Raw genomic sequence first — 22881 nt, forward strand, 5'->3', positions numbered from 1 at the left:
TGAAAAGAACCACAAACAGCCGATGAACGGCTATTTGTGGTTCTTCTTGTTGGATCTCGGGATGAAGAGTGCGGGGGGCGCCGGCGCTGATGAGGCTTGCGACTCCCGGACTTCAGGCGGGCTCATAAGCGGGACCGGTGATGGCAGCGGGTGTTCCTTGACGGGATGCTTCTCGGCGGACAACCCGTCGTGTGAAGACAAGCTCCATATCCTTGCCGCTTCCACCTGATGCGGGTTGCTCGTCCGGTAAACAAGCAGAAGAATGGTACCTGAAGCAAAGCCCGTAATCCAGTGAAGCCATCCGATCGGAGCGTGAGCCACTTGTCCGGACGTCAACAAATATGAACGCTCCTGCATTCTGTCCGGATCGTGGAGATGGTAGCTGATTTCTCCTTGAATCACGTAGCATAGCTCATCGGTATCCGGATGCCAGTGGGGAGGAAGGCCGCCGCCGCGATCCAGATGAATTTCGGACATGGCCATTCCCCGCAGCAGCGGAAGCTGCGCCGAAGATACGTCCGCACGCCCCCTTCCCGAAGGGCTTTCGGCAATACGTCTCGGATGGTAAACATGCCTGGTTGGAATCATGTCGCTTTCAGGCGAATGATGGTTGGTCACACGAATAAGCCTCCTTATGCGCAACAGCCGAAAGAGCGGCTGGAACACGGCCAGCATGGTTTACAGTGGCTGCGAACGATCTAAATCTGACTGCCTACGACTAAAGTAACATTGCCGTTTTCCAAGCAGGTTTTGCCTTGTAAACCATTTTCATAACAATTACTATGATGATAGGGACAGACTTATTCTGATGAAGATGGGGGAGATTGGCTGTTTGTCGAACAACCTGAAAATCAACATACGCATCAAGATCGTTTTAGGATACTTGCTGATCTTACTGTGTCTGGGAGCCTTTTTATGGATCGTCTCGGATCGCATCTCCTCCTTGCAGCAAGAAGCGGATTTTATCGAGCAGCATGACATCGAGGTCCACAATCTAACGCATGAGATCGAGAAGAATATGCTGGAGATGGAAACCGGCCAGCGGGGGTATGTCATTACAGGGGACGAGGATTATCTCGAACCGTTCAATAATGCGTTAACCGCATGGCAGATCAACTACAATAAGCTGTACCAGCTAATTAGCGACAATGCCGAGCAGGCGAATCATCTCGAGAATATCAAGGAAAACATCAAGGAATGGATACAAGTAGCAGGCCAACCGGCCGTTCAATTGAAGCAGCTTGGGCACGATGAGGAAGCCCTCCACTTCTTCATCAATGATCCCGGACAGCAAGCGATGGATTCGATCCATGACATGTTCTTATCCTTCCGTAAAACGGAGCGTGAGCTGACCGCCGCCCGCATCGATGACATGAGACATAGCAATACCAATCTGCTGTATACGATGTATGCATTATGGGCAGGGGCTGCTTTCATTACGATCGGGGCCGCCTGGTTCGTCTCCAAGAGCATTGTAAGGCCAATTTTGCAGGTGACGCATATGATTTCGGATATCGTCAAGGGAGGCAGTCTCGCGCAGCGAGTTCAAGTTCATTCCCATGATGAGGTTCGCAAGCTGGCGGATACGACCAATGAGCTGCTGGCGTTGGTCAGCAGGCAAAATTGGGCGAAGGACCATGTCAACGTCATGTCCACACTGCTGCAATCTGCGGATAAGGTGGAGACGGCCTCCCGTTTTTATATTCATAAGCTGGCTTCTATTCTAAATCTGCCGTATGGTGCGGTATTTATCGTTCGCAAAGGTCCGGAGCTGGTCAAGGCAGCCGCATTCGCTGATCCTGACGGTGAACCGTGGGATAAGGTGCGAGACCGCTTCCTCCCTGGCGAAGGCTTGGTAGGGCAGTGCATGCTGGAGAAGCGGATGATCATCCTCGATGATATTCCTCCAAACTATGTGCGGATCGAATCCGGGCTTGGCGATGCGGAGCCCTCCACGCTGCTCCTGGCTCCCGTTCTCTTCGAGGATAAGGTGCTCGGCGTGATTGAGCTGGCCATGTTCCGGCCGCTTGATGCGCTGGAGATGCAGCTGCTGGAGCAGTTAACCCATCAGCTGGGCATCTCGCTGAACTCGATTCGCAGCAAAATGGAAATCCAGCAGCTGTACCATGAATCGCAGACATTGAATGAGGAGCTGCAGAGCCAGACCGAAGAGCTGCAGACCCAAACGGAAGAACTGCAAACCCATACGGTTGAAATGCAGCTGCTAAACGAGAAGCTCGCAACCCAGAAGGAAGCGGCGCTCATTGCCGCGCAAGAGCTGGAGAATTACGCCAAGGAGCTCGAGCAGAGCTCGAAATATAAATCGCAATTTTTGGCGAATATGTCGCATGAGCTTCGAACACCGCTGAACAGCATGCTCATCCTCTTGCAGATTTTATCCGAGAACAAAAACGGAAACTTAACGGAAGAAGAGCAGCACTATGCTTCAGTCATTCATAACTCAGGCAGTGAATTATTGAACTTGATCAATGATATCCTCGATCTATCTAAGGTTGAGGCAGGCAAGATGCAGATTGATATGGATTTGGTCAATCTCACGGAGCTTCCAGAGCAAATGAGGGGATATTTCGCCAAAAGCGCGGAGTCGAAAAATTTGGACTTCGTGATCGAAATGGACGACGACTTACCGGATATCATCTACAGCGACGGGCTGAGACTGCATCAAATTCTTCGTAATCTGTTGTCCAATGCAATCAAGTTTACCGAGAGCGGCCGTGTACGACTGCACGTGTCGAAGATGAACTCCATCGTGACTTCCGATTTCATGATCACCGGAGAAGCGATTGCCTTCTCGGTGGAGGATACGGGAATCGGTATTGCCTCGAATCAGCTTCATTCGATCTTTGAGGCGTTTCACCAAGGGGAAGAGATGACGGCGCGCAAATTCGGAGGGACGGGTCTCGGACTCTCGATTTCCCTTCACCTGGCCAAGCTGCTGGGCGGTTATATCACCGTCGAGAGCGAGGAGGGCAAGGGGAGCACATTTATTTTATACCTTCCGCTCGTAACGGATTCCGAGACGGTCGAAAGCCTCTTTATTATGCCTGAGGCTGCTGCAGCCCGGAGTGAGGAGATTCTGCAGGACTATCAGACGACCGGAGTTAAGGAGCCGGAATGTCTAAAGGAACTAGAGCACAAAACCGTGCTGATCGTGGATGACGATATCCGCAATGTGTACGGATTGACCAATGCGCTTGAGAATCTTCACATGACCGTATACACGGCTCAGAACGGATATGAATGTCTGGAGCTTCTGGAAAAGCATCCGGAGATCGATTTCGTTCTGCTCGATATCGTCATGCCGGAGATGGACGGAGTGGAGGCATTGAAACGAATTCGAAGCAATCCCGATTGGGCGGACCTGCCGATCATTATTATGACCGCAAGGGCGATGGACCGGGATCAGTATCTGGGATACGGGGCGAACGGTTATATTATGAAGCCGGTACGTATGGAGAAGGTCGTTGCCGCAATCAAAGAATTAACCGGGGACCAAGGAGCCTGAAGGCGCCGGGCTCTAATCGTGTCCGGGGCCTTCAGAAAACATGTGCGTTCTTGTCGCATGTTGACGAATGCATTGCGCTTGATTTATGATGGAGTCATAACTAGACGGTAGACGGCGTGTTACCTTAACAGGGCATGAGCCAAGAAGAGACATCCTTCGGGGACGTCTTTTCTTGGCTTATTTAATATGCTGCCCATGCATCCTTTCGAGGCTCTTTTGTTAAACTTTAAGGAAAGGGGGAAGTCTATGAGCGGGCTCGAATCGTTTACGGTTATTCGCGTCATCGGTAACAATGTCGTCATGGCAACCGGCGGCAAGAAAGAATCCGAATATGTGATCCTTGGCAAAGGAATCGGTTTCGGGATCAAAGCTGGAGCGGAAATTTCTGCAAGCGATTCCCGGATCGAGAAGCTTTTTAAGCTGGAAGACCGCGAGCAATGGAGCCAGGCCCATCATTTGCTCGAGGAATTTGATCCGTTGGTGATGGACATTACCGATCAGATTCTGAATATGATTGTGCAGGAATTCCCGGGTACTTTAAACGACAAGGTCTACTTGGCTTTGCCAAGCCATATCCAATTTACCGTCTATCGGATCCGAAAAGGGATGGATATCATCAACCCTTTCCTCGAAGAGACCCGAATCAGCTTCCCTAAGGAATACGAAATTGCTGTCAAAGCGGCAGAGCTTATCGGACAGGCCTTTCATATCACCGTACCGGAGGATGAGATTGGTTTCTTGACCTATCACGTTTATTCGGCGGTCAGCCATGTGCCTGTAGGCCATCTCGTGAAGGCTTCCAATGTGGTGGGTGCACTTGTGAAGCAAATCGAGACAAAGCGACGGATCCGATTCGACCGGGGAAGCATGGATTACGTGCGGCTGCTTATGCACCTTCGCTTTTCGGTCGACCGTATATTGAATCAGGATGTAAATGTCGATAACCCGTTTGCGGAGCAGATCCGCGCAAAATTTGCGGATGAATATGAATTGGCCAAAGAGCTTGCTGCCATGATGGAGCGGGAGCTTGGCAAGGAAGTGCCGGAAGCGGAGGTCTGCTTTTTGGCCATGCATCTTTATCGCCTGTTTACGGGCCGATTGCAGCAGAAGAATCAACTCAAGGAGGAATCATAATGTTTGGTTGGAAGAAGAAGAAGACCGCTACTGCTATTCAGGTGAAAGCTCCATTATCCGGAAAGGCCGTTCCGTTGTCGGAGGTGCCGGATGAGGCGTTTGCAGCTGGACATATGGGTAAGGGCATTGCAATCGAGCCATCGGAGGGGCGTTTGATCGCTCCATTTGACGGAACGGTGGCGCATGTCATTAAAACGAAGCATGCGGTAATGCTGGAAGATCCAGCAACCGGCTTGCAGTATCTCTTTCATATCGGCATTAACACCGTCGGTTTGAAGGGAGAGGGCTATACCAGCCATGTGAATGTCGGGGATTCGGTGAAAGCCGGCCAAACGCTGATTGAATTCGATATCGAGGCCATCAAGGCGGCGGGTTATCCAACCGTGACTCCGATCATTGTTACGAATGCTGATGAATTGTCGGCTTCCGTGGAAGGACATACAGGAAATGTGACTGCAGGCACGGATCCCGTACTCAGCATCACCCTTAATTCCTAAAAAGAATATTTTTGTTATTGACAATATGGGAAGCCTGAATTAAGATTACAACATCAAATGAATACGTTTTAAGGCGTGTTACCATGGACATGGGCATGAGCCAAGAAGATGTGGACGATATTGTATATTCGTCAATCTTCTTGGCTTTTTTTGTCGGAATTGAATTTCATGCTGCCTTAAAATGATGAATACATGAGGCTTGCGAGGAGGAGGATTTACCCGAAGTTTTTTCTTTCCAGGATGGAAGGGGAAAAATAATTGTTCATTCGACGCATTATGTAAACGTTTTCAGAACAATGCTAAATTATTGAAGTTGAAAGGATGATTGACATGCTGGCTAAATTGCAAAAGCTGGGTAAGTCTCTTATGCTGCCGGTGGCCACATTGCCTGCAGCAGGGATTTTGCAGGGGCTTGGATTGATCGACTATCAAAAGGATATACCTTTGGGAGCTCTCGGAGCTTTTCTGAATCAATATGTAACTCCGTTCATGACTTCCGGGGCCCTTGCGATTTTGGATAATCTGCCGATTATCTTTGCGATCGGGGTTGCGATCGGATTCGCCGGGGACGCTGTTGCGGCTCTTTCCGCCCTTATCGGGTACATGGTGCTAACGAGAGTGCTGGAAAAAGTTCCGCTGCAAATGCCGTTTATACCGGATGACGTGAAGCTGAATATGGGCGTGCTTGGCGGATTCTTTGTCGGTCTGTGGTCTGCCTACCTGTATGGCAAATTCCACAAGATTAAAATGCCGGACTGGCTAGGCTTCTTTGCAGGTAAACGCTTTGTTCCGATTATCACGGCAGCCTCCACGATGGTGCTTGCGGTGCTGATCGGCATGATTTGGAGCCCAATCCAGGATGCCATTTCCGCCTTCGGCAACTGGGTTGTCGGTCTTGAAGGCATTGGATCGTTCATTTTCGGTACAGCCAACCGCTTGCTGATCCCTCTGGGTCTGCACCACGTATTAAACTCCATCGCCTGGTTCCAGATTGGGGATTACACCAATGCCGCGGGCGAAGTCGTTCACGGCGACCTGTGGCGTTTCTTTGCGGGAGATCCGACGGCCGGGATGTTCATGTCCGGTTTCTTCCCGATCATGATGTTTGCGATGCCTGCTGCGGCACTGGCCTTTATTCATACAGCCAAGCCGTCCAAACGCAAGCTCGTCGGCTCGATCTTTATCGGTTCGGCAGTAGCATCGTTCCTGACGGGGATCACCGAACCGCTTGAATTTGCGTTCATGTTCGTTGCTCCGGTATTATATGTGGTGCATGCGATTTTGACAGGTCTTTCCGGATTGATCATGTACGTCCTTGATGTCCATCTGGGCTTCTCATTCTCGGCGGGCTTGATCGACTACCTGGTGAATCTGAAGCTGTCTACCAACGCATGGCTGCTCCTGCCGGTAGGCTTGGCTTTCGGCGTGGTATACTATCTGCTGTTCAGAATCCTGATCGTCAAGCTGAACTTGAAAACGCCTGGACGCGAGGATGATGGCGAGGAGACCGAAAGCGCTGAAGGCGCAGGAGGTGCGGTTGCCGGTAATGACAGCCAGGCTGCCAAGGTGCTGGCTAACATCGGCGGCGAGGACAATATCGTTAGCGTCGATGCTTGCATCACCCGGCTTCGTCTTGTGGTTAAAGACGACAAGGCCGTGAACGACTCCGCTTTGAAAACGCTCGGCGCAGCCGGAGTCATGCGACTCGGCCAAGGTGCGGTTCAGGTTGTGTTCGGACCGAAATCGGAACAACTGAAGGATGAGATCAAAAACATGACAGGGAAGTAACTTGATGAATGAAGCACCAAAGAAGCGGGGGGAGTTAACCCGCTTCTTTTTATATATTCAAAGCTCCACGGTATTCACTTCTCTGCGCTCCCACCAAGAGAGAAGACTTTCATTAACATCAATCTTACGTAAACATCAATCTTATGTAGGGATGCCCGATTCATTTCCCGCTTGTCCTCCAAAAGCTCATCTCGGATGTGCTAACCCCATCGATGTTAAAACTCACAAATGCTTAAGATTGCCCCGATTTTCGACCACGGTCGTTATGCGCAGCTTGAAATCCAGGTTGGGATAGTATCCTGATCTCCAATCCTGAAGCTGTTCCCGAGTCAAGTGCTTTCTGAAGTATTGTCCCAAGGCCAATATATCGGCTTGTTCTTTTTGCGTTTTCCGAAACATCTTATTCAGCCTGAGGGTGAGGAGCTCTTCGAGTTTTTCTTTGATCTGCGTTTCTGTCGGATGTCCCCTGGAGTCCAGAATGGTAACCTTCAGCCTGAGATGGCTTCGAAGGTAAGGCTTGCCATCCTGAAGCCAGCTATGATGGGATAGCCGGTTGCTGGTGATTTGAACGGTGGCGCTATCCATGACCTCGATTTTGCCGAATGCGCTTTTTCCATAAAAGGCGTTGGCCACAAGCGTTTCATCGGTTCCGATTTGGCCTGTCATCCGTCCATTTTTGATGATGGCAGCGCCCAGGCATTCGATGCTTGTGGATTGGCCGGAACGAATGATCGGGACGATCACATCATGCGTATAGGAATGAATGCTTCGAAACATTTGCCATACGCGCGTGTCGGCCAATTGGGGGTTCCAGCCGGCATTTTTCTCGAAATAATCATAGATGATACTGCCGTTTTGCTCCGATTTCGCTTCCATGTCTGAGAAGAATTGATCCAGGGGTTGATCGCTGATGGCTAACAGCGTTTTGGAGGAGATATCCCTGGAGCGGTTAAAGGCGGATATAATATCCTCCATCCCTCTGCGGGCAACGTTTTTATCTGCAATAACGATCTTCAAATGCAGAAGATCCACCTGGGTCTCCATATTCATGCTTATATCATCGATGATGTCATTGATCGTGTCGCCGGTTTCCGAAACGATGTTGACCGAGCTCGTTTCATTCGTTGCCGGAATGTCCAGGAACACCTTATATTGATTCTCTTCAGTTAACGAAATGCCCATGATGACCGGAAGCGACCGATGGTTGATGTCCTTGGTATCCCAGCAGCCGGCAAGCAGGGGGACCGCTCCTACCAGTAATAGAATGAGCTTGATCGCCGTGCGGGGCTTAGCCGGGTTGTCCATATGCGAGTTGTTTATATCCGACTTATTCATATTAAGTAACCTCCGTTGTGCGGCTTGCTTTATGCTTGTGCCGCCATCCGATGATGAACGTGATCAGTGGAACGATCAGAAAAATATACATCCTGAGAGGTATGATCCACCCTTGCAGCTTCTTCAGGAAATCCCAGTTGGGAATAGCCATGGAAATGGCAAACAATCCGGCAGTCAGTACAATCAACAGGTAGAGATTCGGGATAACCGGAATTGCACGCTTCGTAAGCGTCAAGAGAATCCATAGCGTGACTCCCAAGTACAGCATGGCAAACGCCATCAGGCTCAACAGGAAAAAAATCGTGATCCGATCGAACAAGAGCCATGTAATATTCACGGTGTCGATGGTCATGAGCATGGGGAACTCGTACAATTCGGCGGTTGCTTGCCCAAAGGTCAGGAGCGGCAAATATACCGATAACAGGAACATGGGAAGCAGGAGGAGGCAGCCCAGCATCATTTTTTTTAGACTGATATGTATGGACGGAGGTAACAGCCCCAGAAAAAAGAAGCCGCCTGCATACACGAATAAACTGACCAGAAAATCGGGCTTGATTAAGAAATGGAAGGTCTGCTCGCGATCTATGATCGGCAGCAAATAATACCAGTCCACATTTTGAAAGCTGAGGCAGAGAACAAACAAAATGGGGAACGAAAACAGGATAACCAAGAGGACCCCGGTGCGTGCCATGCTGGCCATTCCTTGCCAGGCCATAAGAAAAGCAATGCCGATCAATAGCAGCTGGATCGCCCATAACGGCGTGCTCGATAAAAAGACCAAGGTCAGCATCTCCGAATACGCTCTCAGCGTTATGATGATCGCTATGCCAAAATAAAAGAAGACGGGAATCAACAACAGCCAAGTGAAAAAGGTTCCGGTGCTGCGGAACATATCCACGACGTTCTTCTGGGCAGTCCAGGTGAGCCCCTTCAGATAAACGTAAAGTGCAGCGGTATGGAGCGCATAGCTTATCCCTATTCCGATCCAGTGTCCCATGTCCATGGCTGTAAACAGATCGGACGGATAGAGAAAAAAGATAAGCCCCATATGACAAACGACGTATAAAATGGTTGCCTGATAACCGCTCTTATCCATTTCGCTCATCCTTCTTATTGAATGCAGGGAACGATAAGTAAGGAATGCCCATGCTTGTTTGTTGACCTAAGTAAGCACATACGACAACGATCCCGGCGAGAAGACCCAGCATGCCGTAGATGGCGGATAGGATAATCAGCACATATTTGAACACGCGTAAAGTCACCGAGTTCTGAAATCCGACAACCGTAGAAGAAGCAATGGTTGTGCCTGCCAGAACGATAATCAGCAGATTGCTGACAAGTTTGGCGGATACGGCGGCCTGGCCCAAGATAATACCGCCAACCATCGTAATGGTGGGGCCGACGCTTTTGGGAAGACGCACACTCGCTTCCAGAATGAGCTCGAGAACAATGAGAAGCAAGAGTGTCTCGACAAAGGCAGGATAAGGGACATCCTGTCTGCTGTTTGCAATCGATAAGGCCAGCTGAAGTCTTAGAACCTCGGGATTGACGGATACCAGGGCAACATATAATCCGGGAATGATCGTAGCGATCAAGGCGCCAACGATTCTTAAGAACCGGATCAGGTACATGAAGGGGAGGGCGTAATTATAATCATCCTTCAAACAGAACATATCCATAATGAGACTAGGCAAAATAATCGCGAAAGGATAACGGTCTATCATGAGTACGATTTTGCCCTGTTGAAGGGAATGGGCCGCATTTTGCGGCATTTCCGTCATGTTGAAGTTGGGGACGAACGACCATGGGTTCACGCCCAGAATGTTCCCGAGCTGCTGAATATGATCAACCTCCTGGTCCCGTCCCGCCTTGATTTTCGCTTGAACGGAATGCAGTAACCGGGGGGCGACCCGATTCTCATGATAAATTAACAATAATGACTTAGGGCAATTCTTCCCGACTTTATAGGTCTCCACTTGCATGGAGCCTCCGGAGCAATGCTTTCGCAAAATGCCGATGTTCGTATTGATATCCTCCTGAAAAGCGCTGCTTGCTCCGTAAAGCGTATTTTCGGTCTCGGGTGAAGTAACGGAACGGGTGACATTTTTGGATATCGGAAGGACGGCGCTGCAAGTCCCGGACTTGGGTTCGAATAGGATCAGATTGCCCTTTATGATTTCAGGTACAATCGCTTCCAGCTTAGGCTCAATAAGCTTGCCCAATATTTTCAGAAGAGCAGCGGGCTGGAGTGAAGCATGGACCAGGTTTGAGGTTTGGGTTTGAAGGGACGCGATGCTCTGGGGCAGATCAACCAAAGAATCCAGACCGATGATCTGAACTTCATATTGCAGCAATCGAATTTCAACATGGAAATAATCGGCGTTTTCTTTAAAATAGGCAGCCAGGCTTTCTTTAAGTTCCATACCGAGATCACTCCCCCCGTCAAAACGATTAATAGATATCATTTCCATTGCAGCCACCAGTTTATGCATAATCCGCGTGTTGATGCACTCTACAGTCTTGGGGTAAGAAGCTGAGGCTGATCCCGAAAGCGAGGGAAAGCGCGAGAAATTCAAGCGAAGAGCCGATATGAAATGCGAGAAACCCTGTGCTTGTAAAAAGTGCAGGGTTTCTATAGCGGTTAAAAGCTACAAGATTTAAATTTTTGCTTCTATAATATATATCCGTTTTACCGGTTTATATTTTTGCGCTGACCCCAATAGCGAAGGCTTACTTGAACGTCAATCTCACGCAGCGATGCCTGATGCATTTCCCGCTTCTCTTTCCTCAGCTCGTCCCATAGCTTGGGATCGGCTCGGCGAAGCTGAAGGCCTAATTGATAGGGGTCGGCATGAATGGCTGCGGTTTTCAGGAAGGTATTCCGAATCTCCTCGCGGAGCGAAGCCTCAGTTAGCTTCTTCATTTCGCCAATGCGAGTCTTCTGATAAATATTTTGGACCATTCCATCAACGTTCAATTTGATCCGGTAATAGACCTCCTCTCCTTCGCGTATGATCTCAATGGCGGATTTCGGATTCTCCAGGTAGATGCTGCCAGCCGCTTTGATTCCGGAAAATACGACCAGGGAAGCGCGTGTCTCGGGCGTGGAGAGCCAGCGGATACCGGCGAGATCGGAACGTTGCATCCATCCCTTCAGGGTCTGATGCTGTATCAAAAATGCGCCGTTAACTTCAAGCAGCGGATGCTGCTTTAAATTTTCCGTCCAGTTTGCCGTGGTAATCTGGAGGGAAGGAAGAACGACGGTAGCCGCATCTTCACGATAGAGACGGATAAAGTTCACGAATTGGATCGGGCGGATGAACGAGAATTGCCGATAGCTCTCCTGCGGCTCATGGAGCAGCGAATGCAGCGGAGACAATTGGAAAAAAGGCGACACGGTAAACAGATCCTCCATCGAGTCCTTGGTTCCGTAGATCCATTTGGTATAGCGGATCTCTTGCGACCGGTTCGTCATATCGAATACTTGGGACAACCGTTCGGGCACCAGTACAGACTCGCCAAGCACCAACGCCGTCACATGCCCCCAAGAAATCCGCTGCTGGTTTGCCGTGTAAAGATCGATCAGCGCATCCGAGAGCGTGCTTCCGGTTCCCCTGCCGACCCAAATCGGTGCCGTTTCGGTCTGTTTTGTTCCTTCCTGTCTGGCAATCGTCGCAAAATCAAGCATCTGAACATAGATGATATACTGATCTTCCTTGTAATCGATTCCGAGCGCGGTAATATAATTGATGTCCTGGACCTCTTTGTTGTCCCAGCAGCCGGCAAGCAGCACGGACATGATGATGAAGAGGCAGAGAAGCTTCTTCATATCGCCCCGCCTTTCTTCCGTTTATCAGGGAGTCTCATCAGGTTTCGCACGACCTTGGACAAAGAGAACGGGGAGAAGGGAGCCAGAAAAGGCTGTCCGAACGGGCGATGGTGAGCCATATATTGGACGATAAAGAATACCGATACGAAGAAGCCGAATAGGCCGAGAATGGCAGATAAACCAAGGATGAAGTACCGCATAATCGTCTGTGTGACGACGAAATCCTCGTTGGTATGGGTTGAGCCGGCCACAAAGGACAGCGCACCGATCACCGTCATGGTCGGGGAGAAGAATCCGCCCCGTATCGCTGCGTCCCCGATAATGATGCCGGAAACGACCGTAATCGTTGAAGCGATCGGAGAAGGCATCCGTATGCCGGCTTCCCGAAGCAGCGTCAGCAGAAACAGAATGATCAGCATTTCGAATCCGGTTGGAATCGGAAGGCCGAGCCGGGTATTGGCGATCGTAGCTAGGAGCGGGAACGGGATCTGGTCTTGATGAAAGGACACAACCGTGATATAGAATCCCGGCAGCATGATGGAAATCAGAAAACCCAGCAGCCGTAGCAGTCTCCATGGAAAGACGTAGTAGTATGGCATTTGGGGATCCTCGGTCGCGAATAGAAGCTGCATGAGGCTGGCCGGCGCGACCAGAACGACCGGACTTCCCTGCATGATGATGATCAACCTGCCGCGCGTCAAGGAATCATAGGCCCGATCCGGCCGGCCGGTATAATCGAACATCGGCAGCACGCTGTACCGGTACGGAGATATATGCTCAGCCAGCTCTGCGATGCCGGTAGGCGATTCCCCATTGAACGATTGAAGCTTCTTGGTAACTTCATCCACCGTCTCAGGGATGACTTTATCTTTGAGATACATGATTCCAATAGAGGTTTTACTCCGGTCACCCAGCTCAAACACGGTAAAGACGAGATCTGTCGTTTTCATGCGCTTGCGTATGAGGGCTACATTGGTGTCCAATTCCTCGACGAATCCGTCCTTTGGGCCTTTGATCGAGGTTTCGGAGGAGCTTTCCTCCGGGGATCTTGAAATATTATTCGCCGCGCTAAATGAATACAGCTTATCGCTGCTCGGGAAATACAGCGCTACATCCCCTGAAAAAATATGATCTACAAGTGCATCCTCATCCGTTACTTGTTCCAGGCTAAGCTGCATTTTCAGCTCGGAGGGATCGAAGGCTTTGTTCTGATCGCTGCAAGCTTTCCATTTATCGTTGATGACGGGCAGAATGATTTTGGAGATCAACGCCGTGTCGCTCATATAGACGTTATAGATCAATATGGCCCAAGGCTGCTTGGCATCGTCGATACCAGGGAACGTTGAAATAAGGATATCGTCGCAATCGGCAAATCGTTCTTGTAGACTTTCCAAGGTTATCATGAAGAATTCTCTCCTTTCGCTGAGCTGTGATGCGGTTGTCTTCGAATCAGGAGGAACATGAGTACGCTCAGTACGGTGAGGTAGATGCTGGAGATCGGCAAGAAATAGTCGGCCATGACATAGTACATCTTCAGATTACTGATGGGCGATGCGCAGAGAATGATCATTAGCAAGGAGACTGCCAGTATACCGACGCTTCGCTTCGAAGGCGGCAGCAGCGTCTCGCACAGCAAATAAATCGATAGCGAGATGGAAATATAGGCTCCGCTCAGCCACTGGAAGATGGACAGAAAGTCGACATGCTCAACGAATTTGCCGAGCTTTACGAGGCGCCACTGCTCATAGGCCGGATAACGCTGCAGCTTCATCTCTTCCGGACCGAACTCCGCAAGGCCTCCGATCGTAGGACCAAAAGTCAGAAACACCAGAACGATATGAATGGCCAGGACTGTCAAGAACCGAGGTTTTTTCTGCAGATGCGGCCGGAGAAACAGGATCAATATAAACTGCGAAAGCCCTCCGAACATAACGGGCAGACCCTTGAGTACCGGGTTAAAGCCATGCTCAAGGACCGGCATCAGATAGTGGTAGTTCTTCGCTTTAAAATTCGCCAAGGATACAAATATGCCGAGCAAAACTACCATCGGAAGGAGAATACCCGCCGAGATGCCGACCGTCCGCAATCCCTGGTTCGCGGTTACGAGACATAACAAGATCAGAAGCAATGACGTTGCGATGACAGGTGTCTGAATCAAATAAGTGGATTTCGTCCAGTCGATCACTTCCTTGAGCGTGTAAAAGGCAAACGAGATGAAGTACAAAGCGGACATGCCCATGATGAGCATTCGTGCACCCTTGCCGCTGCTTTCATCGATGGCCTGCCGGATGGTGCGGTTTCCGAGCTTACGTATAATGCCGTAAATCAGAAGCACCCATGGAAGAAACAAAACGGCGGAAACAAGAATCGTGATCCAGGCGTCCCGCCCCGATGTTTCAATGAGCACCGGAATGATCATGACGTGGTTCGTCAAGCCGGCTGTCAGCATCATCATCATAAATGCCTGATTCGTTGGAATTCCGTGTCCCCCTGACATGCTCATCCTCCTTACCGGCTTTTATACGGCTTAGAGTTCTCGGGAAATACCCAAAATATGCGATCTCATCCAATCAGGAGGGTGAAAACGTCAATTGGCTGACCCCCTAGGAAGCCATAAATAGGGCGAGCATTCGATACATAAAGCCATTCGCAACCCTGCATAATAAGGTAAGCTTTTGTAGGATTACAAGATTGGGGGATGCTTGTGTGAGCAGAGGAAGGAAGTCAAGAAACCGAAAAGGCACGTTGAAATGGTGGCAGCTATCCCTCTTAGGTGTAGCATCGACGATCGGGACAGGTTATTTCCTTGGATCGGCGCTTGGTATCCGGGTTGGCGGGCCGGCGTTTCTCATCTCGATCGTCATAGCCGCCTTCGCCACCTATCTCGTATTCGATATGCTGGCGCGAATGACCGCGGATGACCCGCAGCCGGGCTCATTCCGAACATACGCGAAGCAGGCTTACGGCAGATGGGCGGGATTCTCGACCGGGTGGATGTACTGGTGCGCGGAGGTGCTGATTATGGGGAGTCAGATGACGGCGCTATCCATCTTCTCGCGCTTCTGGTTTCCGGACATCCCGATGTGGATATTCGCTTGCGGCTATGCGGTTCTCGGACTATTTGTCATATGGATTGGCAACAAGGGGTTTGACCGGCTGGAGAACGTGCTGGCCGTTTTGAAAATTGCCGCGATTGTCATGTTCCTGGTGATTGCGGCGGCGGCATGCTTCGGATGGCTTCGCGGGGGTGCAAGGCCGCAGCTTCCGGCGAGCTGGGGAGATTTTTTCGCTGCAGGAGGAAGGGGGCTATGGGCGTCCCTGATCTTTGCCTTTTACGCGTTTGGCGGAATCGAAGTGATGGGAGTGATGGCCATCCGGTTAAAGAACCCGAAGGAAGCTCCCAAGTCAGGAAAAATTATGATTTTGCTGTTGTCGATCGTCTATATCCTATCAATCGGTCTTGCCGTCATGATGGTGGCATCGCTCTATGCCGTAACCACCATGCTGGTCACGTTATCGGAGGACCAAGATGCTCCCAAGGTATTTGCCAAAAAGAAAACCAAGCGGAAAACACCGGTGTTTGCGCTGGCGCTTACCGCAGCCGGGCTTGCCTTGTCGATCATACTGTCGCTACTGATACCGGGCAAGATTTACGAATATCTTACGACTGCAGCCGGTTTAATGCTGCTATACAACTGGTTCTTCATTCTGGTTACGGCCGGGAAAATCATCCGGCTTACCGTTTGGGGACATATCAAACGCTTCGCCGGCATGCTGATGATTGCGGCAGGGGTAAGCGGCACAGCATTTCATCCGACGAGCCGTCCGGGGCTGTGGATCAGCTTCGGCTTTATTGTCGTGATCGGCATCGTCGTATTGTTCATGCAGAGGGTTTGGAAGAAATCCGCCCAAGCATCCAAGAAGGCGGGCAAGCCCAAGCTGCGTCCGAAGCCTGCCCGTTAGAACAGCATCGGATACAGCAGCGACAATGCACGAATCCCGAAATACAATCCGAATACAACCAATGAGAGGCCAGAGAGCACGGAAATGATCGATATTGCTCTTTGGCTTAAATATTTTCGGAACATGCTGCTCACCATGGCCATGAAGAAATCCCACAGGACCACTCCGGAAATGACGGCAATACTGTAGACGAACAGCTGGCCTGTACCATTATCGGCCGCCGTCTTGGCCAGTATGGAGCCGTAAATGCCGAGCCAGAACAGAATGGTCATCGGATTGGAAACGGACATCAGGAAGCCGGAGACCAGCGTTTTCATAACCGATTCTTCTCCGCTCGTTGAACTGATGGTTACCTTCCTTGCATTGATGATGCTTTCTACGCCTGTATAGATGAGCACGAATGCTCCGAACAGCCACAGGAATGTCTGCATGAAGGGGGTGCTCAGGAAATGAACGACGCCCAAATAGACGAGAACCATGTACAGAATATCAGCCAGCACGGCGCCGATTCCAAACATCCAGGCATGCCAGAACCCTTTTTTGATCCTTTGATCGAGCTGGGCTGCATTAATAGGACCAAGCGGCGCAGAGAGCGAGAGTCCCAATAGGATATAGCTGAAAATCATGCTCATGACAACGAATTCCTCCCCTATAACGGTACCTTAAATTTCGTACGGCTTGTACGGAAGATGGCTCGTACCATTCTATTCACGGGAATGTCCATCTAAGAACACTCATTTGGAAAAAACACGAATCAAACGGCTGACCTGAAAACGTGGGGGCCGTTTAACTTTTGCCGCTTATTTTGATTCAGCAGCGGTTTTTGCTAGGATAGTAGATAGTGATGCCTTCGATACCGTAAGTCGATCGAACCGGCAGAGAATAGGAGGGATTTCATGAGCAGTTCTTATCAAGTAGTTGTGGTATCGGATACCCATATACCCAAGCGGAGCAAGGAGCTACCGCCTCGGCTGGTGGAGGACCTAAAGGAAGCGCAGCTAATTTTGCATGCGGGCGACTGGTCGAGCTGGGACGTGTATGAACAGTTCAGCCGCTATGCTCCGGTTGAAGGCGTAGCAGGCAATACAGATCCTGAAGAGATCATTTCAAAGCTGGGATACCAGAAGATCGTCGAGGTTCTTGGGCATCGGATCGGGATTGTGCATGGACACGGGACAGGCGGGACGACGCCCGGGCGAGCGTTGAAGGCATTCGAATCCAGCCCGGTGGATATGATCGTATTCGGTCACTCCCATATTCCGTATATGGAATCGGTTCAGGGGACGGTGCTTTTTAATCCGGGCTCTCCGACCGATAAGCGAAGACTGGCTCAATATTCCCACGGCCTCATTCAGGTTGCCGAAGGCCGCTTGGATGCGAGACATGTGTTCTATGACCGTACATAAAGCAGATTCAGACATATACTGATGGTGAGTGATTCGGTTGCAGGCTTTTAATTCCGGACGTATCGGGTTAATAAATATGAGTCCTTGGTGGATGCAGATGATGCAAGTGAGAGGATGGCTATGGTAAAGGAAGAACAATTCGAGCGAAGAATTCAAATCGGCCTGTCCGGCTGGGGGGATCACGACAAGCTGTACGATGATGGAGCGAAGGCTTCCGATCGGCTGGGCATGTATGCACGGCATTTTCCGATCGTGGAGATGGACAACTCGTTCTACGCGATACCCTCCCCGGACCAGATGGACAAGTGGGCTCAGACGGTGCCCGGCCATTTCGGGTTTATTGTCAAAGCCTATCAAGGCATGACCGGCCATGCCAGGGGCGGCACCTTGTCGAAGTATTCCAGCACGAGAAGCATGTTCGACGAGTTTCTGGCTTCGGTCCGGGTCCTTCAAGCAGCCGGCAAGCTGAGAGCGGTGCTGTTTCAATATCCGCCGTGGTTTGGTTGCGAGCGGAAGCATGTAGACATTTTGAAACGGACGCGGGAGTGGATGGAGGATCTGCCGGTCGCCTTGGAGTTTCGCCACCAGACCTGGTTCGCTCCTGAATATCGGGAGAAGACGCTGGATTTCATGCGAAGCGAGGGGTGGATTCACAGCATTGCCGATGAGCCCCAGGCGGGAGTCGGATCGGTACCGGCCGTTCTTGCCGCAACCCGTGAGGATGCCGTCATGATTCGGATGCATGGCCGCAACGAGAAAGGGTGGCAAACGGGCGGGCAGCCGAATTGGCGGGAAGTCCGTTATTTGTACAGGTACAATGAGGATGAGCTTGCGCAGTGGAGGGACTCCGTGTTGAAGCTGCTTGAAGAGACGAGCCAATGCTGGATTATCTTCAATAACAATTCGGGAGGCGATGCATCCGATAATGCGAAGCAGCTCCTTCGCATGTTTGGAATGGACAGCGGACCGGAGCCGATCAGACAGATGGATTGGCTGGCAGAGGATATTTTTACAGATAAATGACTTTAAATGTAAACGAAACAGGGAACTGGAAGCGGCTGTCCGAAATCGTCATAAAATTGACGAAAATCCATCTGTTTATGAGATCATTATTATATATAAAGGGTATTTTCGGTTCTGAGGTCAAGTGTATTATAATGTAATCGTAACAAAGTGTTTTGCGAATGTAAAAAATGAAATTCCGTCCATGAACTATCAAAATAATCTGACGGAGGGAGTCAGCGATGAAGACCCTTGACAGTAAGGCAGTGGGACCATGGCAAAAATATCACGGTCCGAACCTGGGGTACATTCAAGATCAGTACGAGAAATTTTTGCAAGACCCGCAGTCTGTGGAACCAGGATACCGTGAACTGTTCGCCAGCTGGGGACCGCCCCCTGCTTTGGAAAACAATGAAAAGAAAGCGGATTCGCAGGGACAAGGCGTAGGGCTTGACCCGCAATTACTAAAGAAAAGCATAGCCGCTGGTAAACTGGTTTGGAACATTAGAACATACGGCCATTTGGCCGCCGATATCGATCCGATCGGCATCGGTGGAGAAACGGATACACGACTGCTTCAGCCTGAAAGCTATCAGCTAAGCCAAGCGGATTTGGCGGCCTTGCCTGCCGAAATCGTCTGGGAGGATGCTCCCGGCGATGTCGCGAACGGTTGGGATGCCATCCAGCGGCTGCTGAAACTATATACTGGAACCATTGCATATGAATTCAGCCACATTCATGATGAAGAAGAACGGAATTGGCTGAATCAACAGGCGGAGTCCGGACGATTCCCGATATCCTTGAGCGTTGAAGAGCGGAAGGAGCTGCTGAAGAAGCTGCTGGAGGCCGAACAGTTCGAGGAATTCCTGCACCGTACCTTCGTTGGAGCAAAGCGTTTCTCGGTCGAAGGCAACGAAGCGCTGGTACCGCTTCTTGACGAGATTGTTCAGCAATTAGCGGAAGTGGATGTCAACTCGATCCTTGTCGGTATGGCGCACCGCGGACGTCTGAACGTGCTTGCGCATATCCTCGGAAAGGACTACACCAAGATCTTCTCCGAGTTCATGCATTCGCCGAATAAGCATCTGGTGCCTTCAGAAGGCTCCATGGGCATGAATTACGGCTGGACGGGCGACGTGAAATATCACCTGGGTGCCGACCGTTATCTGAAGAATAACGAGGCGCGCGAGGTTCGTATTACGTTGGCCAACAACCCGAGCCACCTGGAATACGTCAATCCGGTCGTTGAAGGGTTCACGCGCGCGGCCCAAGAAAGCCGCGGCGAAGCAGGCTATCCAATGCAGGACGTCAACAAGGCGGTCAGCATTCAAATTCACGGCGACTCTGCGTTCCCGGGCGAGGGAATCGTGCCGGAGACGCTCAACTTCAACAAGCTGCCGGGCTTCCGTACCGGTGGAACGATTCATATTATCGTCAATAACCGGATCGGTTTTACAACAGAAGGGAAGGATTCGAGATCTACGCATTACGCCAGCGACCTGGCGAAAGGATATGAAATCCCGATCATCCACGTTAATGCCGACGATCCGGAAGCATGTATCGCTGCTGCCCGTCTCGCGAGCGATTATCGCAACAAGTTCAAGAAGAGCATTCTGATCGATCTGGTTGGCTACCGCAAGTACGGCCATAACGAGACCGACGATCCGGAAACGACTCAGCCGCTGATCTACCAGAAGGTGAAGAATCACCCTACGGTCAGCACATTATATATGAAGAAACTGGTTGAAAGTCAGGTGCTGTCCCAAGCGCAAGCTGACGAACTGAAGAACGCAGTGGTCGAGGTGCTTAAGGCTGCTTATGAAGCCGTGAAATCGAAGGACACGGTGGATTCGGTTCTGCTCGGCATCAACCCGGCCGATGAGAATTCCAAGAAGACAACGGCTACGAATGTATCCGCTGAACAGCTGCGTGCGATTAACCGCGAGCTTCTGCAATGGCCGGAAGGATTCACGGTATATCCGAAGCTTCAACGCATTTTGGAGCGCCGCAGCAGCGCGCTTGACGAAGGCGGGAAGGTAGATTGGGGTCATGCAGAGACGCTGGCCTTCGCGACGATTCTGTCGGACGGCAAGCCAATCCGGATTACCGGACAGGACGCCGAGCGCGCAACGTTTGCGCACCGGAACCTGGTTCTGCATGATGCCGCGAACGGAGATACCTTCTGCCCGCTGCACCGTTTGCCGCAGGCAAAAGCATCGTTTGCGATTCACAACAGTCCGCTTACCGAAGCAGCGGTAGTCGGCTTCGAATATGGGTATAACGTGTATTCGCCGGAGACGCTGGTGATCTGGGAAGCGCAATACGGGGACTTCACGAACTGCGCCCAGGTTATCATTGACCAGTTCATCTCGGCCGGCCGTTCGAAGTGGAGACAGAAATCCAGCCTCGTCATGCTGTTGCCGCATGGATATGAAGGAAATGGTCCAGAGCATTCCAGCGCAAGACTTGAGCGCTTCTTGCAGCTGAGCGGGGAAGATAACTGGACGGTTGCTAACCTGACATCGGCAGCGCAATACTTCCACCTGCTGCGCAGGCAAGCGTCGCAGACGGAAACGGACGATGCCCGTCCGCTCGTGCTGATGGCTCCGAAGAGCTTGATTCGCAATCCGCGCGTCGCATCGCCGGTTAGCGCATTTAGCGAAGGCGGCTTCCAGAAGGTGCTGGAGCAGCCAGGTCTCGGACAATCGCCGAAGAAGGTCGAACGCCTCGTGCTGTGCTCGGGGAAAGTGGCGATCGATCTGGACGAAGCTCTTGACAAGCAGAAGGGCGAAGATCATTCCTGGATTCATATTGCGCGGGTGGAACAGCTGTATCCGTTCCCGAAAGAAGAAATTTCGCGCATTATGCAAAAGTTCCCGAATCTCAAGGAAATTCTGTGGGTTCAGGAAGAGCCGCAGAACATGGGCTCCTGGAGCTTCATGGAACCAAGAATCCGTGAAATCGCGCCAAGCGGCGTAGAGGTTCGTTACAACGGACGCCCTGAACGGTCCAGCCCGGCCACCGGATATCAGGATGTACACGCATACGAACAACAGACGATCATTACGTTTGCCCTTAATCGTAAAACTATAAATCAACAGATCTCATTGGGGAGGTAGCGGCTGTGAGCGAAATTACTGTACCAGCTATGGGCGAATCCATCACCGAAGGAACCATTTTTAAATGGCACGTGAAAGAAGGGGACAGCGTCAACATCGGTGACGTTCTGCTCGAGTTAGAAACGGATAAGGTTAATCTGGAAATTAGCGCGGAGTCTGAAGGCGTTGTGGAAAAAATCCTTCGCCAAGAAGGAGAAAATGTGACGATCGGTGAAGTCATCGGCCAAATCTCTCCACAGGAAGGCGTTAAGCCAGGCGCTCCTGCGCCGCAAGCGGAAGCTCCGGCTGCCGCTCCGGCAGCGGCACAGCCTGCGCAAGAGGCACCTAAGGCACCAGCGCCTGCACCGGAAGCCGGTGGAGAAGGCTCGAATTTGACTGCATCGCCGTCCGCACGCAAGCTGGCTCGTGAGCGCGGGATTGACCTGGAACAGGTACAGGGCCGCGACCCGATCGGTCGCATTTATCACGATGATGTGAAGAACCATACGGAAGGCAGCAAGCCTGCTGCGCCTGCAAGCAAGCCGTCCACGCCTGCAGCTCCTGCGGTGCAAGCGCCGGCTGCGGAATACGGCAAGCCTGTTGAACGTACGCGGATGTCTCGCCGCCGTCAGACGATCGCCAATCGTCTGGTCGAAGCGCAGCACACGGCAGCGATGCTGACCACCTTCAACGAAGTCGATATGACTGCTATCCTGGATGTTCGTAAGCGCCGCAAGGATGCTTTCAAGGAAAAGCATGACGTCGGTCTGGGCTTCATGTCCTTCTTCACGAAGGCAGTTGTCGGGGCGCTGAAGAAGTTCCCGCTTCTCAATGCTGAAATTGACGGTGACGATATCGTCGTGAAGAAGTTCTATGATATCGGGATTGCCGTATCCGCGAAGGAAGGACTTGTCGTTCCGGTCGTTCGCGACGCTGACCGTCTCGGCTTTGCCGAGATCGAGAAGGAAATCGTGAACCTTGCGAACAAGGCCCGCAGCAACACCTTGTCGCTGTCCGAGCTGCAAGGCGGAACCTTTACGATTACGAATGGAGGCGTCTTCGGATCGCTGCTGTCCACGCCAATCCTGAATACACCTCAGGTCGGCATTCTGGGTATGCATAAGATCCAGATCCGTCCGGTTGCCATCGATGAAGAGCGTATGGAGAATCGTCCGATGATGTACATCGCCTTATCGTATGACCATCGAATTGTCGACGGCGCAGAAGCGGTTCGCTTCTTGGTAACCGTAAAAGAGCTGTTGGAAGATCCGGAATCTCTGCTGTTGGAAGGTTAATGCCAAGA

17 protein-coding genes are annotated in these 22881 nt (G+C 51.1%); 9 read left to right on the plus strand and 8 right to left on the minus strand.

Annotation, left to right across the window (positions count from 1 at the left end):
• Positions 1–30: 30 nt before the first annotated feature.
• Positions 31–618 carry a cupin domain-containing protein gene (locus MKX76_RS04095; RefSeq protein WP_007128611.1) on the minus strand — a complete coding sequence of 196 codons (588 nt, stop codon included), beginning with the start codon at positions 616–618 and terminating at the stop codon, positions 31–33.
• Between the two features lie 214 nt (positions 619–832).
• Here MKX76_RS04095 and MKX76_RS04100 point away from each other — a divergent pair, with 214 nt between their 5' ends.
• From MKX76_RS04100 to MKX76_RS04115, 4 genes are all read left to right on the plus strand, one after another.
• Positions 833–3526 carry a CHASE3 domain-containing protein gene (locus MKX76_RS04100; protein WP_341033039.1) on the plus strand — a complete coding sequence of 898 codons (2694 nt, stop codon included), beginning with the start codon at positions 833–835 and terminating at the stop codon, positions 3524–3526.
• Positions 3527–3772: 246 nt separating this feature from the next.
• Positions 3773–4660: a BglG family transcription antiterminator gene (locus MKX76_RS04105; RefSeq protein WP_007128609.1), complete on the plus strand. Its 888-nt coding sequence runs from the start codon at positions 3773–3775 to the stop codon at positions 4658–4660.
• Positions 4660–5157: a PTS sugar transporter subunit IIA gene (locus MKX76_RS04110; RefSeq protein WP_007128608.1), complete on the plus strand. Its 498-nt coding sequence runs from the start codon at positions 4660–4662 to the stop codon at positions 5155–5157. Before MKX76_RS04105 ends, MKX76_RS04110 begins: the two co-directional genes overlap by 1 nt.
• A gap of 330 nt (positions 5158–5487) precedes the next feature.
• On the plus strand, positions 5488–6945 hold the full coding sequence (locus tag MKX76_RS04115) for a PTS transporter subunit EIIC (protein ID WP_007128607.1): 1458 nt from the start codon (positions 5488–5490) through the stop codon (positions 6943–6945).
• A 222-nt stretch (positions 6946–7167) separates the two neighbouring features.
• Here MKX76_RS04115 and MKX76_RS04120 read toward each other — a convergent pair whose 3' ends face one another.
• The 6 genes from MKX76_RS04120 to MKX76_RS04145 form a co-directional block, all read right to left on the minus strand.
• Positions 7168–8280: a Ger(x)C family spore germination protein gene (locus tag MKX76_RS04120; protein ID WP_007128606.1), complete on the minus strand. Its 1113-nt coding sequence runs from the start codon at positions 8278–8280 to the stop codon at positions 7168–7170.
• Position 8281: 1 nt separating this feature from the next.
• Entirely contained in the window at positions 8282–9376 is a 1095-nt protein-coding gene (locus MKX76_RS04125) for a GerAB/ArcD/ProY family transporter (RefSeq protein WP_007128605.1), read from the minus strand.
• A complete protein-coding gene (locus MKX76_RS04130; protein ID WP_341033040.1) occupies positions 9369–10703 on the minus strand; it encodes a spore germination protein in 1335 nt (444 codons plus the stop codon). The genes MKX76_RS04125 and MKX76_RS04130 overlap by 8 nt, the downstream gene beginning before the upstream one ends.
• Before the next feature lie 266 nt (positions 10704–10969).
• Entirely contained in the window at positions 10970–12109 is a 1140-nt protein-coding gene (locus MKX76_RS04135; RefSeq protein WP_007128603.1) for a Ger(x)C family spore germination protein, read from the minus strand.
• A complete protein-coding gene (locus MKX76_RS04140; protein WP_341033042.1) occupies positions 12106–13512 on the minus strand; it encodes a spore germination protein in 1407 nt (468 codons plus the stop codon). The genes MKX76_RS04135 and MKX76_RS04140 overlap by 4 nt, the downstream gene beginning before the upstream one ends.
• Positions 13509–14606, minus strand: a complete 1098-nt coding sequence (locus MKX76_RS04145) for a GerAB/ArcD/ProY family transporter (RefSeq protein WP_341033043.1) — start codon at positions 14604–14606, stop codon at positions 13509–13511. Before MKX76_RS04145 ends, MKX76_RS04140 begins: the two co-directional genes overlap by 4 nt.
• 209 nt (positions 14607–14815) lie before the next feature.
• Here MKX76_RS04145 and MKX76_RS04150 point away from each other — a divergent pair, with 209 nt between their 5' ends.
• Entirely contained in the window at positions 14816–16072 is a 1257-nt protein-coding gene (locus MKX76_RS04150; protein ID WP_341033044.1) for an amino acid permease, read from the plus strand.
• On the opposite strand, the gene MKX76_RS04155 is transcribed toward MKX76_RS04150, so the two are convergent.
• Positions 16069–16704 carry a LysE family transporter gene (locus MKX76_RS04155; RefSeq protein ID WP_341033045.1) on the minus strand — a complete coding sequence of 212 codons (636 nt, stop codon included), beginning with the start codon at positions 16702–16704 and terminating at the stop codon, positions 16069–16071. The genes MKX76_RS04150 and MKX76_RS04155 overlap by 4 nt on opposite strands.
• A gap of 264 nt (positions 16705–16968) precedes the next feature.
• Here MKX76_RS04155 and MKX76_RS04160 point away from each other — a divergent pair, with 264 nt between their 5' ends.
• The 4 genes from MKX76_RS04160 to odhB all read left to right on the plus strand — a co-directional run bounded on the left by MKX76_RS04160 (position 16969) and on the right by odhB (position 22873).
• Entirely contained in the window at positions 16969–17478 is a 510-nt protein-coding gene (locus tag MKX76_RS04160; protein ID WP_007128598.1) for a metallophosphoesterase family protein, read from the plus strand.
• A 120-nt stretch (positions 17479–17598) separates the two neighbouring features.
• Complete coding sequence (locus MKX76_RS04165) at positions 17599–18501, plus strand: DUF72 domain-containing protein (protein ID WP_341033046.1); 903 nt, start codon at positions 17599–17601, stop codon at positions 18499–18501.
• Between the two features lie 221 nt (positions 18502–18722).
• Complete coding sequence (locus MKX76_RS04170; RefSeq protein ID WP_007128595.1) at positions 18723–21599, plus strand: 2-oxoglutarate dehydrogenase E1 component; 2877 nt, start codon at positions 18723–18725, stop codon at positions 21597–21599.
• Between the two features lie 5 nt (positions 21600–21604).
• Positions 21605–22873, plus strand: a complete 1269-nt coding sequence (gene odhB, locus MKX76_RS04175; RefSeq protein ID WP_007128594.1) for a 2-oxoglutarate dehydrogenase complex dihydrolipoyllysine-residue succinyltransferase — start codon at positions 21605–21607, stop codon at positions 22871–22873.
• Positions 22874–22881 lie beyond the last annotated feature (8 nt).

The sequence above is a fragment of the Paenibacillus sp. FSL R5-0810 genome, from assembly GCF_038002285.1.
GTDB lineage: Bacteria > Bacillota > Bacilli > Paenibacillales > Paenibacillaceae > Paenibacillus_AQ > Paenibacillus_AQ lactis.